The following is a 12,653-nucleotide window of genomic DNA, read 5'->3' on the forward strand; positions in this document are numbered from 1 at the left end:
TGGTCATGAGGATCGAACCCATCATCGCATTCGCCTGGAATCCCGCCGTGGGCATTCCGTTGGCCATTGTCGGATTGATCGTGGTGGCGCTGATCTGGTTGTTCGGACAGCCCAAGAAAGAGCAGGGCACACGCCGCCCATCGCCCGAGGCGCCACGTGGCGAGCGCCGCGAACCGAGCTTTGGCGACGACGCGATCGATAGCGATGATCTTTCTTTCAGCGCGCTCGACGAAGAAGAACACGGTCACGAGCCGGTCATCGGCGACAAACCCGCACAGGGCGAGTTGGAAATGGGGCTGCGCGGCGAACTGGAACGTCTCGGTGCCGCACTGGCCGGCGATCGCGGCCGCGTGACGGCCGCACCGTTGCCCAAGCCGACCGGCCACGCTGCATCGATCGTTGATGCGTTGCGCGCGCCGTCGATGCCCGAGGACGGCTTGATCGAACCCAAGCCCATCGTGTCGCCATCGATGGCTGCACCGGTTGCCGCACCCGCACCCGTTGCTGCACCGGCATCCGCTCCGGCACCGGTACAGCCAAAGACACCTGCGCGCTCCGACCTGGGACGTCGTCCGGTGCAGATGCCGGTGGAGCGTATCGTCACGCTGTTCATGGTGGCGCGCGAAGGCTCGCTGTTCAACGGTGCCGACCTGATCGTCGCCGCCGAAAAGGCCGGCCTCGAATTCGGCGACATGGGTATTTACCACCGACTGGTCGACGGCAAGCGCGAGCTCGGCCCGATCTTCAGCGTGGCGAACATGCTCAAGCCGGGCAATTTCGACCTGGGTCGGCTCGATGCCCTGCATACGCCGGGCCTGAGTTTCTTCATGACACTGCCTGCGCCGATTCCAGCGCTCGATGCATGGGATGCCATGTTGCCGACCGCACAACGCTTGGCCGAGCTGCTCGACGGACAGGTGCTCGACGAAGAACGCAACGCGCTAGGTCGTCAACGCATTGCACACATTCGTGATGAACTGCGTGGTTGGGATCGCGATCACGAAGGCAAGGAAATCACTTTCGGACGCTGATCCGAACCACGACAGAAATAGCGAAACGCCGCCTCAGGGCGGCGTTTTTTATGGGTGCCCTCACATGAACGCCGTCATTCATGTCTGTCACCGCGATGTGGATATGGCGTGGTTGCACGATAACGCTTCACAGCGCGATTCATGAAAGTGATCACTCGTTTGGAGCCACGTAGGCATTTGTCTCACACAGTGCCAACGCGATCTGCACGTTTCGATTCATACATTCGTTCCAACTTTGTCAGGGAGCGGAACCGATGAAATCATGTTTGACCAAACCCCTTGGATCACGCGCAGCTGGGTGTCTGATGCTTGTTCTACCGATGGCTGTCGCGAGCACGAGTGCTTTTGCCGATGACGATTTTTCGCATTCGCCGGCACTTGATCGTGTAAGCATCTGGGTGGGTGGTTACTATGCCAAGACCGATACCAATATCGGCGCCAGCGATAAAAGCGATCAACTCAAGGGTCACGTCAATCTCGAAGATGCTCTGGGATTCAACGAGCACAAGACCGTGCCGCGTGCGCGCGTGGACCTGTTGTTGGGCGAACATCAGGGTCTTTCGTTTGACTACTACAGCATTGATCGCAGCCGCAGCAAAACGCTGACGCAGGATATCAGCTACGGCGGTAACGACTATCTCGCCTCGGCACAGGTGCGTGGCAAGCTCGATTTCAACTTCGGCAGCGCCGCGTATCGCTGGTGGTTCGGCACCGGCAACGACGTATTCGGCGTGGGTCTCGGTGCGGCGTACTACGGCGTGCATGCGAGCATTCGCGGGCAGGCCTCGCTCAATGGCGAGACCGCACAAGCCTATACCAGCGCGGACGAAACTGCCTGGGCACCGATGCTTCAGCTAGGTTGGCGCCACGCGTTCAGCGACAACTTGCGCATGTATATCGATGCGTCGGGCGTAAAGAAGAACGGCAGCGATCTGGGCGGGCATATCTACAACGGAGCGATAGGCCTGGAATGGTTCCCGTGGCATAACGTGGGCTTCGGTGCCGAATACAACTACACGCGCATCAAGCTGCATCAGGATCATCACAACTTCAACGACAGTCTGGATATGAAGTTGAACGGGCCGTCGGCATACGTGCGCTTCCGTTTCTGATCCCGCAATACCTGCGCTCAATAGGGGATGGCATGCCGCATAGCGCGGCGTGCCAGTTCTCTTGCGATGGATAAGCCATCGCGCCCCAGCGGATGGCATGAGATGGATTCACGCACGCGTTGTGCCGCCGGAAGATCGCCGGCCTTTGCCAATAGGAGGCTATACGCCAGCCTGCCGGACAGACAATCGCGGCTTAGTCTCAGCGCCTGTGCCGTGTGGACTTCGGCGTCATCGACCTTGCCTTCATAAAGGCAGACGATGGCCAGGCCGCCATGTGCTTCGGCAAAGCCGTTGTCGACACGGCAAGCTCGTTCGAAACGCGCGCGTGCTTGTACCATGCATTGATTGAGCAGATGGACCCAGGCAGCCACTGCCCAGGCGTCGACATGCCGTTCCAACAGCAGGGCGGCCTGATCGAAACATGACGCCGCCGCCGCATGATTTCCGAAACCAAGCAGACACAGACCCTCTCCCAGTCGAGCGCGTCCACTGTTCGGGTTCAACGACACGGCCTGCCGGAAAAAAGCCAGGGCTGTTTGTCTATCGAGTACATCGAGTGCGAGAAGACCATTGGCCGTGCAGCCATCGGCGGTGCCATGGGCACGGTCGGCGAACTTGTGCGCGTCGTTGCAGCGGCCGGCATCGATCAACAGGTTGGCCAGCAAGCCGCAGATATCGTTTCTCAGTGTCGCGTGCGCCTGTGAGCGCATGCCAAGCTCGATCGAGTCGTCCAGGCGACCGAGTCGGTGCAAGGCGCGCATCTTGAGAACGATGGCGGTGGGCACATCCCGCATGGTGTCATCGTCGATAAGCACGATGACCTGCTCATGGCAGCCTAACTGCGCATGAGCATAGGCGAGCTGGTAGGCGACCTGCGAATCGCGGCCGCTTGCCGCGGCCATTTCCAGCGTGTGCACCGCCTCGTCCAGCCGGCCTTGTCCCATGAGACTCCGGCCACGCAGTATCAATAGCTCCGTGGGCAGCGGGCATTGCGCTTCGTAGCGAGCAAGCAGGGCATCGCATATCTCGTAGTCGCCCGATTGACAGGCTTCCTGGGCGGTATGCGAGATCAGCCGCTTGTTCTCCATGAGATCGGTTTTGCTGCAGAGGCGTGCCTGGAATGTCATGGCACAAAGGTTCCAGCGAACGTGCGGGGATATCCATTGAACTAATCCGAAAAGCACGGCTCAGTGGCCTTTTCTGATTCAGGCTTGTCAGGCTGCAATCGATCACTCATATTGAAACCCAGCTTCACAGTGGCACCTGCCCAAAGCCGATACCCATGGAATCCAGCGAAGTTCTATTGCGTCAGCATCAACTCGACGGCATGGCCGCCTTTCTGGCTGTAGCTGAAGAGAAAGGGTTTTCCGCCGCCGCCGTGCGTCTGGGGGTCTCGCCATCGGCGGTGAGCCAGGCGATTCGTCAGTTGGAGCAGCGCCTGGGCCTGCAGCTATTCAATCGCACGACCCGCAGTGTCAATTTGACCGAGGTCGGTGCACGTTATCTCGAGCGCATCCTGCCGGCGGTACACGAACTAATGGCCGCCGCTGACGATCTCGGTGCCGAAGCCGAAAAGCCGACCGGTCTGCTGCGCCTGAATGTCCCGCGGTCCGGCTATATGATCGCGCTACAACCGGTACTGAGAAAATTCCTCGCGGCTTATCCGGACATTCGCCTGGAAATCATCATCGAGAGCCAGTTGATCGATATCGTCAGTCGGGGATTCGATGCGGGTATCCGCTTTGGCGACCTGGTCGAGCGCGATATGGTCGCGGTGAAAATCGGGCCGGCGCTCGGCGCGCATATCGTGGCCTCGCCCGATTACCTGGCACGCCATGGCATGCCGAAACATCCGCGCGATCTGCTCGAGCACGAATGCATCAATTTTCGTCATGTCACCAGCGGTCAGATCGAACGCTGGGAGTTCGAAAAGGATGGCGAAAAAATCGAGCTCAATGTCGGTGGCCGCCTGACTTTCAACGATTCGGCGGCGTTGACCCAGGCTGCGCTGGACGGCCTGGGTATCGCTTACATGATCAACGGCTATATCGATCGCTTTATCGACGATGGTCGACTGGTGCGTGTGCTTGGCGATTGGAGCCCGCCGCTGGACGGCTTGTATCTTTATTTTCCCGATCGCCGCGGCGTGCCACCGAAACTGCGCGCCCTGATCGACTTCTTGCGCAGCGAGCCAGCGACAGAACATCCGGCGACCGATGTTTGGGTAGTGAGCGAATAAGGGAAATCTTCAATAGCCTCAGTTTTTATTATCGTCATCCCGGCGCAGGCCGGGATCCAGTGGCTTTAGTTTCCGATCTTCGCGATAGAGCGAAGTTTTGTTGGCTCTCGCGATAACCGATCACAAGGCCACTGGATCCCGGCCTGCGCCGGGATGACGACTAGGAGGTCATTCGCGTTTCCAAAAAGTTGCTTCCGCGATGGGGGATTTAAAAGCCGAATCAATCAAAACCCCGCCACGCGATGCGGCACATACGGTGCCTCCAGCACAGCGATCTCCTCGTCGGTCAGTTCCAGTGACAGCGCAGCTATCGCATCGTCCAGGTGGTGTGGTTTGGACGCACCGACGATCGGCGCGGTCACCGGAGACTTCTGCGCCACCCAGGCCAAAGCGACCTGTGCACGCGGCACGCCCCGCGCTTGTGCAATCTTCGCCACGGCATCGACCACGCGTTTGTCCGCTTCGGCCGTAGCGTCGTAGAGCGTACGTCCATACACATCGCTTTCCTGTCGCTCGCTGGTTTCATCCCACTCGCGCGTCAGGCGTCCGCGTGCAAGCGGGCTCCAGGGGATCACGGCAATGCCCATGTCTTCGCAGAAGCCAAGCATTTCCCGCTCCTCCTCGCGATAGAGCAGGTTAAGGTGGTTCTGCATGCTGACAAAGGGCGTCCAGCCATTGAGGTGCGAGGTATAGATCGCCTTGGCAAACTGCCAGGCATGCATCGACGACGCGCCGATATAGCGTGCCTTGCCCGCCTTCACCACGTCATGCAGCGCTTCGAGCGTCTCCTCGATGGGCGTGGAATGGTCCCAGCGGTGGATCTGATACAGGTCGACATAGTCGGTGCCGAGTCGGCGCAGGCTGTGGTCGATCTCGGTCATGATCGCCTTGCGCGACAAGCCGGCGCCGTTCGGCCCCGGCCGCATCCGATTGAATACCTTGGTGGCCAGCACGATGTCTTCGCGGCGTGAAAAGTCGCGAATGGCGCGCCCGACGATTTCCTCGGAGCTGCCGTCGGAATAGACGTTGGCGGTATCGAGGAAATTGATACCTGCCTCCAGAGCCTGCCTGATCAAAGGGCGACTCTTTTCCTCGTCAAGCGTCCAGGTGTGATTGCCGCGATCCGGAGCGCCGTAGGTCATGCAACCCAGGCAAATTCGCGACACTTCCAGGCCGGTAGAGCCGAACTTCACATATTCCATGAGGATTCCTTGCGCAGACTCGTTGAATAGATGGCGGCCGGGCCGCTTGCGTGGAGCCTAACCCGCCCCAAGTGTCTATGGAATGCACAAATCGCGGATGGGCTTTGAAGCAGCGGTAACGAATGATTATCCACCGCAGCTTCAAAAGGCATCGCGAGCAGCCTGGGTTATCGGCAGGGAGAGCGCGTCTTAGCATGCGCTTTCCTTTTCGGTGGAGACAGCTATGAACCAGTCGCAAATCAAGACGTTTTTAATTACGGGTGTAAGCACTGGTCTGGGGCGTGCCTTTGCCGAAGTCGCCTTGCGCGAAGGACATCGTGTGGTCGGTACCGTCCGCCATGAAGACGCCGCAAAAAGCTTCGAGGCGCTGGCGCCGGGCAGGGCGTTTGCGCGTCAGCTCGATGTCACCGAGACTGCGAAAATTGCGTCGTTGGTGGCCGATATCGAAGCCCATGTCGGGCCGATCGATGTGTTGATCAATAACGCCGGCTACGGTCACGAAGGCATACTGGAAGAAGCTTCGCTCGACGATTTGCGTCGCCAGTTCGAAGTAAACGTGTTTGGCGTAGTGGCAGTCATCCAGGCGGTGCTGCCCTATATGCGAAAGCGCCGCGCGGGGCGCATTCTCAATATCACTTCGATGGGCGGCATCATCACCATGCCTGGCATCAGCTTCTACCATGGCAGCAAGTTCGCGCTGGAAGGCATTTCCGAAAGCCTGGCCAAAGAAGTGCGTAGCTTGGGGATCTATGTGACGGCCGTGGAGCCTGGTGGTTTCCGTACCGATTGGGCAGGGCGCTCGATGGTACGCAGCGACCGCCATATTGCCGATTACGATGCCGTATTCGATCCGCTGCGCGAACGCCGCAAGAATTTCAGCGGCAATCAGCCGGGTGATCCGCACAAGGCAGGCGAGGCCATATTGAAACTCGTCGCCAGCGACGACCCGCCGATGCATCTCCTGTTGGGCCGCGATGCCATGAACATGGTTCGCGAAAAGCTCGGCTTGCTCAAAAGCGAGTTCGATGGCTGGGAGCAGGTCACGTTGTCTACCGATTTTTCGTAACGATCCATTTCATCTACTTGAGGACATCCCATGTCTAACGCAAACGCAGCTTCATCGGGCAGTTTCAAGATCGGCGGCGATATGCAGGTCAATCGTCTCGGCTTCGGCGCGATGCGCATCGTCGGCGACGGCGTCTGGGGCGAGCCCGCCGATCGTGCCGAAGCCATCCGCGTGCTCAAGCGCCTGCCGGAACTCGGCGTCGACTTTATCGATACCGCCGATTCGTATGGCCCGGATATTTCGGAGCAACTGATACGCGAGGCCTTGCATCCCTACAAGAATCTCGTTGTCGCAACCAAGGCAGGCCTCACGCGCACCGGCCCGAATATCTGGATCCCCGTCGGCCGCCCCGAATATCTGATTCAGCAGGCGCATAAAAGCCTGCGTCAGTTGGGTGTCGAGCGCATCGATCTGTGGCAGCTGCACCGCATCGATGCCAAGGTGCCGCGAGACGAGCAATTCGACGCGATCAAGTCATTGATCAAGGATGGCCTGATTCGCCATGCGGGTCTTAGCGAAGTGAGCGTCGATGACGTCAAGGCCGCTGCCAAGTTCTTCAAGGTGGCCACGGTGCAGAACCGTTACAACCTGGTCGATCGCACCAGCGAAGATGTGCTCGATTACTGTGCGCAGCAGAATATCGGTTTTATTCCGTGGTTTCCGCTTGCGGCAGGCGACTTGGCCAAGCCGGGTTCTTTGCTCGACAAGATCGCCAAGCAGCATAACGCGGCACCGAGCCAGATCGCGCTGGCGTGGGTGCTCAAGCGCAGCTCGGTGATGTTGCCGATTCCGGGGACGTCGAAGGTGAAGCACCTGGAAGAAAATATCGCTGCGGTCGATATCCGTTTGTCGGATGAGGAGTTTGCGGCGTTGGATAAGGAAGGCAAAGCGGCCTTCGCTCGCGGGGCCTGACCTGATCTGCTCCCTCTCCCCTGGCTTTGACGGGGGAGAGGGCTGGGGTGAGGGGGCGCTCTTAAGCGCTAGCCGCTGGCCGTCTACGTCGCGCCCGCCAAAACAAAAAGCCCGTCACCAACATAAACGACGGCATCAATCCCCCCAGTACCGCCAACGTATGCCACACCGGCCCACCAACTGCCGCCGAGTGAATCGGAAACAGTGAGTTAGCCAGCCGCCCACCGGTGCCAAGCTTGGTCGCGTCGTCACCGCCGATCACACGCGCAGCAAAGGGATCGAGCCAAAGCATGCTACGTCCGGCAAGATTCCATTCACCGGGTCGACGAACGCGTATTACCAAAGCGGTGTCGTTTTTCGCCGGCAAACTGATGCGCGTGATCGCGGCATCCGGTGCGGCAGCTTGTGCGGCAAGCAATACAGCGGACCAATCGACCTTGATATCCGGCGCATTCTGCAACTTCGGTGGCTTGGCTGGCGCAGGTTCGCCAAATGCATGCGCCAAGCCAGTGCGTACCGCACCGCGATACGCCATGGTCGTACCGGTACCGATCATGATCAGCAGCAAGGGCAGGCCAACCACACCCACAAAACGATGCCAACTGCCCCAGCGCAGAATCGGCGGTCGCGGGTGAGGGCGAAGGTGCGATAACGCTCGCTTGCGCCCCGGCCAATAAAGCCAGACACCGGAAAAAATCATGAATAAGCCGGTGCAGGCGACCACGCCCAGGATAGTCTCGCCAACATCTCCGGACAGCAGATGCGTGTGCCAATCGAGCAGGACCAGCATCGGATCGCTGCGCCCACTGCGATGCGTAATGACATCGCCGCTGGTCGGATCGAAGTAGACGCGGTCACCACCCTTGGCCGTACCCTCGAAAGCCGTCAGGTCGCCATTGGGCAAGGCGATACCGCGCAGCTTGCCGCCTTCGGGGGTCGCCAGAATATGTTCCAGCGAATGCCCCAGCCCCGCATTGTCGGGAACGGCGCGACCGGCCAGCTCGGGATGCATGGTCGTGAGCAGCGGCGCCTCGAACGTCAGGATGCAGCCGGTCAGCGTTACCAGCGCCAACACGAGGCCAAGGCTCAGGCCGAGCCACAGATGCAGAGTCTTGAGTACTTGGCGAACACGGCGTGGCGAACGACCAGGCTGGCGCGGTGTGTTGCTCATGATGGCTTAGAAATCCACGTTGGCTTGCACGTAATACGTGCGCGGCTGACCCACATAGAGACCACCGTTGTTATCGGTGGAACGCGTAAAGTAGCGACGATCGAAAACATTCTTTACGCCGACGCCCAGGCGTAGATTGGAAAACGCCTTGCCGAACGCGTACTCCGTGCGCAGATTCCAGGTCGTCCAGCCGGGGATGTCGCCCAACTCGCCGTCGGGTGTGCCGATGGTCTGGTAGGGCGTGGGGTTGGCCGGATCGAAGCTGGGTGAGCCGGGCGAATGCTGCCGCGATTGCGAGAACGCATCGACATTGAACGTCCATTGCGCCCGCGTGTAGCGCAGGCCGGCATTGGCAGTGCGGCGCGAGTAGAACGGCAGATCGCGACCGGCAAACGAACCGAACTTGGACACGGCATGCGTATAGGTGGCCGTGCCCCAGAGGGTCAGGCCGTCCAGGCGATCGTCGAACGCACCAAAATCGACATGGCCCGCCGATTCGACGCCCTTGTGCGTGGTGGCACCCAGGCTGGTCCAGCCATCGAACGAATCGGGCACGTTGGGCAGCTTGCCGACCAGCTGCAGTTCGTTGTCGAAATTGATTCGGAACAGCGACACCTCACCGCCCCATGCCGGCGTGTCGTAACGCGTGCCCAGCTCATAGGTACGCGCTTTCTCAGGCTGCAGGCCTTGGGCGAATTGATTGGTCGTGTCCTTCTGGCCGATCTGGAAATATTGCAACGCGCCGAAAGACGTTTCCGCATTCGCGTAAAGCTTCCAGGTATCGGTCAGGTGATAGATCACATTGAGCGACGGCAGCGGTTGCGAGTAGGTCTCGCGGCGGAACGTCGGGCCTTTGACGATTACCGTGCTGCTCGGGTGTGCTTCCCACCAGCTGTTGATGTGCTCGTAGCGCAGGCCGGGCGTGATCGTCCATTTATCGACATTGATCGTATCGTCGACATAGACGGCGTTGGCCTTGTTGGCGCCGGTGTTGTTTCCGCTCAATACATAGGGTGCGTTGTAGACCCCGCTGTCGAACGGTGTGAAGTCCTGCGCCGAAACAAACTTGCTGTTGCGCAGCGTCTGCTCGTGCATGTATTCGGTGAGATAGCGATAGCCCACGCTGATCTCGTGCGTCCACTGTCCCCAGTTGAACAACTGCGAGTAGCGCGGTTCGATCGCGAAGGTGTGGTAATTGCGCGGGTAGGCATTCAATTGATGCGTGTAGAGGCCGCTCTTCGGATCCTGCGTGATCGTTTCGATATGGCTGCCGCGGAAGCTGTCGGTGTAATAGGTCTGCAGTTCGAAGCTACGCACGTCGTCGCGGTGGCTGTACTTGAGCACGGCGTCCTGGCGGCGACCGTGGAAATCGTCGAAGGGACGCAGCGACTGGAACGGATTAGCCTTGTACTCGGCCTGGCTGAGGCCGCCGGGCATGCCCGCCTGACCGTCGTAGTAGTGCAGGCTGCCGGTAATCTCGTCGGTGCTGCTGATGGTGTACTTGGCCTTGAGCATCAAGTCGTCGATGCTTTCGTTATCTTCCTTCTCGCGATAACCCGGGCCATGCGCGCCGCTATAGAGCAGGGCAAGGCCGAAGCCCGATGCCGTAGTTCCACCGATAAACGCATGGCTCTGCGTGCGGATGCCACCGTACTCGCCACCCTGTAATTGCACGCCGGCATCGCCGCCGAACGTCTTTGGGATATCGCGGGTCACGAAGTTGATGATGCCGCCGACGTTCTGCGGCCCGTAGCGCACGGAACCGCCGCCGCGCACCACGTCCACCGCCTGCAGGTTGCCCAGCGCAACCGGTGCCATCGATACCTGCGGTTGACCATAGGGAGCCACAGCGATGGGAATGCCGTCGAGCAGCAAGGTCGAGCGCGGGGACAGGCGTGAGGTCAGGCCGCGTACGCCGACGTTGAGCGAAACATCACTACCGCCGGTGCCATTGCTTTCCTGCACTTGTACGCCCGGAACCATGCGCAGCGCGTCGCGCAGGTTGGTTGCGCCGCTTTCCAGTAGTTGCTCGCGGCGCACCACCGTGCGCGCTCCGGGATGGTTGACCACCACGTTCTGGTCCGCTTCGGCCAGCCAGTCGCCAACCACGCTGATGCCTTCCAGATTCGCGGTCGGCTTGTTCAAGGGCTTTTTGTTGCTGTCGGTACTGTCTTGTGACAGCGCGGTACCGGCATAGCCGCTACCGGCCAGGGCGATCAGGATGGCGGAGCAAAGGGAACGCATCTAGGAGGAATCTCGTTACGATAGCCCGCTATCGTAATTGCGACTCATTATCATTTCAATTGGCCATGCGATTTCCCTGGCCAGAAGCCAGGTAGGACATAAGGACGCCTATTCAATTGCCGCGTGCTCGCTTAATGTGATGGCTTACTCACTTCGGGGTGGCCCATGCCGTTGCACAACGTGGTCGAACAACCGCTCAAGGTGGGCGAGGAGCAGTTTGTCGAGGGACCTGCTCCGGGCGGCAGATATGCCGCCATCTTCGAAGACGATGGCGACACCGGCTATTTCTACGCCTTGGACCTGAGCGAGGCCGAGCAGCCCGTGCAGGACGCGCTGCATATCTACAATGTCGTCAACATTGTCGACCGCGATACCTTATCCACCGTTACGATCGGCTGGTCCGCCGACAGCCAGAAGGCGGCGCTGCTGATCAACGGCAACCCCCATGCCATCGTCGACTTCACCACCAAGCGCGGCTACTGCCGCACCGGCTTCCCGCCGCCGTCAACGGAAAGCGGCTGGACCGGGCACGATTGGGACGATGCGGCGGTGGATTTGTTTGCCTGAAGTCGCTCCCGCAAAAACCGGCTGGTTCTTAACCGCGCTTGAGCTCATCAAGCAAAAGCTGCACTGGCTTTTGCAATCGGTTGGGCAAGGGACGATGCACCAGCCACGAAATAACGTCGGTTTTAAAATCACTGACCGATAGCACCTTGAGCTCATGGCGATGACGGCTCGTCGCGAGCGCATCGGGCGTAACGAGCCCTATGCCCGCGCCACGAGATACCAGCGATAGCTGCAGATCGGAACCGAACGCCTCCACACCGACATTGAAAGGCAGACCTTGCCTCTCGACCGCGTGGCGCAAGGTGGAGCGCATGCCGCAGCCGTTCTGGCTCAATACCCAGGGATGCGGGGCCAGATCGCTCAGTGAAACCCGGCTCTTCAATCCCAGCTTGGGTGAGGCGACGATCTTGATCGTCTGGCGCTTGAATGCATGAGCGGTCATGCCGATAGGTGGTTGGGAGCTTTCGGCATAAACGATGGCAGCCACATCCAGATGGCCTTGTTCGACTTGCTCCACTAGCCCCGGCGACCACCCGCCCTGGATCCGCAGGGTCAGTTTCGGATAAGTCTCCCGCAGTGCATCGACCGGCCCGGCCAAGGCCATATCGGCCAGCATCGGCGGCATGCCAAGACGCAATTCGCCAAACGGTTCGATGTCCTCGCGAACGCTCGCCATCAAGTCGGCTTCGGCGTGCAGAATCTGCCGCCCCTTTTGATAGACCTCCTTGCCTGCTGCCGTAGGGCGTAGTGGCTTGGACTGACGGTCGAGCAATTCGACGCCAAGCAAGGACTCGAGACTCTGCACGCGTCGAGTAACGCCCGGCTGCGTGAGGTGCAGCGCGGCTGCAGCCTGCACGATCGAGCCGGTATCGACGACGGCGATAAAGGCGGTGATATCGCGGGTGTTCATGGGCGTGGTGGCCTCTTAAAAATTATGCTGAGTGAGCATAAAGGTGAAGATAGTTATCTTATTGGATCATATTGAGGTCTGTGGACGGCGGCCAGCGTTCAATTGCATATGCCGGACAGAGCGGTCGACAGCTACTCGAATTCGCAAGATCTTGCTGCTTGCAAAGCCGCTGGCTGGTAGCTACGTTTTTGCGAGCCCG

At 59.7% G+C, this 12,653-nt stretch carries 11 protein-coding genes; 6 read left to right on the forward strand and 5 right to left on the reverse strand.

What is annotated here, in order from left to right; translation table 11 throughout:
• Positions 1 to 5: 5 nt before the first annotated feature.
• Positions 6 to 1,031: a cell division protein ZipA gene (gene zipA / locus ACZ6WW_RS05805; RefSeq protein WP_465273336.1), complete on the forward strand. Its 1,026-nt coding sequence runs from the start codon at positions 6 to 8 to the stop codon at positions 1,029 to 1,031.
• Positions 1,032 to 1,336: 305 nt separating this feature from the next.
• On the forward strand, positions 1,337 to 2,143 hold the full coding sequence (locus ACZ6WW_RS05810; protein ID WP_465273337.1) for an autotransporter outer membrane beta-barrel domain-containing protein: 807 nt from the start codon (positions 1,337 to 1,339) through the stop codon (positions 2,141 to 2,143).
• Positions 2,144 to 2,160: 17 nt separating this feature from the next.
• On the opposite strand, the gene ACZ6WW_RS05815 is transcribed toward ACZ6WW_RS05810, so the two are convergent.
• Positions 2,161 to 3,270 (reverse strand): tetratricopeptide repeat protein, encoded by a 1,110-nt coding sequence (locus ACZ6WW_RS05815; RefSeq protein ID WP_465273338.1) that lies wholly within the window; start codon positions 3,268 to 3,270, stop codon positions 2,161 to 2,163.
• 155 nt (positions 3,271 to 3,425) lie between these two features.
• On the opposite strand from ACZ6WW_RS05815, the gene ACZ6WW_RS05820 reads away from it, so the two are divergent.
• A complete protein-coding gene (locus tag ACZ6WW_RS05820) occupies positions 3,426 to 4,382 on the forward strand; it encodes a LysR family transcriptional regulator (protein ID WP_465273339.1) in 957 nt (318 codons plus the stop codon).
• Positions 4,383 to 4,606: 224 nt separating this feature from the next.
• On the opposite strand, the gene ACZ6WW_RS05825 is transcribed toward ACZ6WW_RS05820, so the two are convergent.
• Positions 4,607 to 5,584 carry an aldo/keto reductase gene (locus ACZ6WW_RS05825; RefSeq protein WP_465273340.1) on the reverse strand — a complete coding sequence of 326 codons (978 nt, stop codon included), beginning with the start codon at positions 5,582 to 5,584 and terminating at the stop codon, positions 4,607 to 4,609.
• Positions 5,585 to 5,807: 223 nt separating this feature from the next.
• Between ACZ6WW_RS05825 and ACZ6WW_RS05830 the strand changes: the two genes are divergently transcribed.
• Both ACZ6WW_RS05830 and ACZ6WW_RS05835 read left to right on the forward strand, forming a co-directional pair.
• Positions 5,808 to 6,650 carry an oxidoreductase gene (locus ACZ6WW_RS05830; RefSeq protein WP_465273341.1) on the forward strand — a complete coding sequence of 281 codons (843 nt, stop codon included), beginning with the start codon at positions 5,808 to 5,810 and terminating at the stop codon, positions 6,648 to 6,650.
• A 30-nt stretch (positions 6,651 to 6,680) separates the two neighbouring features.
• Positions 6,681 to 7,562 (forward strand): aldo/keto reductase, encoded by an 882-nt coding sequence (locus ACZ6WW_RS05835; RefSeq protein ID WP_465273342.1) that lies wholly within the window; start codon positions 6,681 to 6,683, stop codon positions 7,560 to 7,562.
• Positions 7,563 to 7,623: 61 nt separating this feature from the next.
• Here the strand turns inward: ACZ6WW_RS05835 and ACZ6WW_RS05840 are convergent, their stop codons facing one another.
• Both ACZ6WW_RS05840 and ACZ6WW_RS05845 read right to left on the reverse strand, forming a co-directional pair.
• Positions 7,624 to 8,733, reverse strand: a complete 1,110-nt coding sequence (locus ACZ6WW_RS05840) for a PepSY-associated TM helix domain-containing protein (RefSeq protein ID WP_465273343.1) — start codon at positions 8,731 to 8,733, stop codon at positions 7,624 to 7,626.
• Positions 8,734 to 8,739: 6 nt separating this feature from the next.
• Entirely contained in the window at positions 8,740 to 10,977 is a 2,238-nt protein-coding gene (locus ACZ6WW_RS05845; RefSeq protein ID WP_465273344.1) for a TonB-dependent receptor family protein, read from the reverse strand.
• A 165-nt stretch (positions 10,978 to 11,142) separates the two neighbouring features.
• On the opposite strand from ACZ6WW_RS05845, the gene ACZ6WW_RS05850 reads away from it, so the two are divergent.
• Positions 11,143 to 11,544, forward strand: coding sequence for a DUF2251 domain-containing protein (locus ACZ6WW_RS05850; RefSeq protein ID WP_281848501.1), 402 nt, complete (start codon positions 11,143 to 11,145; stop codon positions 11,542 to 11,544).
• Between the two features lie 28 nt (positions 11,545 to 11,572).
• On the opposite strand, the gene ACZ6WW_RS05855 is transcribed toward ACZ6WW_RS05850, so the two are convergent.
• Positions 11,573 to 12,454: a LysR family transcriptional regulator gene (locus ACZ6WW_RS05855; RefSeq protein ID WP_465273345.1), complete on the reverse strand. Its 882-nt coding sequence runs from the start codon at positions 12,452 to 12,454 to the stop codon at positions 11,573 to 11,575.
• Positions 12,455 to 12,653: the final 199 nt, after the last annotated feature.

The sequence above is a fragment of the Dyella sp. NPDC103356 genome (assembly GCF_055584465.1).

What these genes read in the sequence shown, in the direction of transcription:
- zipA (WP_465273336.1), top strand. Translation starts at nt 6, where the DNA reads ATGAGGATCGAACCCATCATCGCATTCGCCTGGAATCCCGCCGTGGGC.
- ACZ6WW_RS05810 (WP_465273337.1), top strand. Translation starts at nt 1,337, where the DNA reads ATGCTTGTTCTACCGATGGCTGTCGCGAGCACGAGTGCTTTTGCCGAT.
- ACZ6WW_RS05815 (WP_465273338.1), bottom strand. Translation starts at nt 3,270, where the DNA reads ATGACATTCCAGGCACGCCTCTGCAGCAAAACCGATCTCATGGAGAAC.
- ACZ6WW_RS05820 (WP_465273339.1), top strand. Translation starts at nt 3,426, where the DNA reads ATGGAATCCAGCGAAGTTCTATTGCGTCAGCATCAACTCGACGGCATG.
- ACZ6WW_RS05825 (WP_465273340.1), bottom strand. Translation starts at nt 5,584, where the DNA reads ATGGAATATGTGAAGTTCGGCTCTACCGGCCTGGAAGTGTCGCGAATT.
- ACZ6WW_RS05830 (WP_465273341.1), top strand. Translation starts at nt 5,808, where the DNA reads ATGAACCAGTCGCAAATCAAGACGTTTTTAATTACGGGTGTAAGCACT.
- ACZ6WW_RS05835 (WP_465273342.1), top strand. Translation starts at nt 6,681, where the DNA reads ATGTCTAACGCAAACGCAGCTTCATCGGGCAGTTTCAAGATCGGCGGC.
- ACZ6WW_RS05840 (WP_465273343.1), bottom strand. Translation starts at nt 8,733, where the DNA reads ATGAGCAACACACCGCGCCAGCCTGGTCGTTCGCCACGCCGTGTTCGC.
- ACZ6WW_RS05845 (WP_465273344.1), bottom strand. Translation starts at nt 10,977, where the DNA reads ATGCGTTCCCTTTGCTCCGCCATCCTGATCGCCCTGGCCGGTAGCGGC.
- ACZ6WW_RS05850 (WP_281848501.1), top strand. Translation starts at nt 11,143, where the DNA reads ATGCCGTTGCACAACGTGGTCGAACAACCGCTCAAGGTGGGCGAGGAG.
- ACZ6WW_RS05855 (WP_465273345.1), bottom strand. Translation starts at nt 12,454, where the DNA reads ATGAACACCCGCGATATCACCGCCTTTATCGCCGTCGTCGATACCGGC.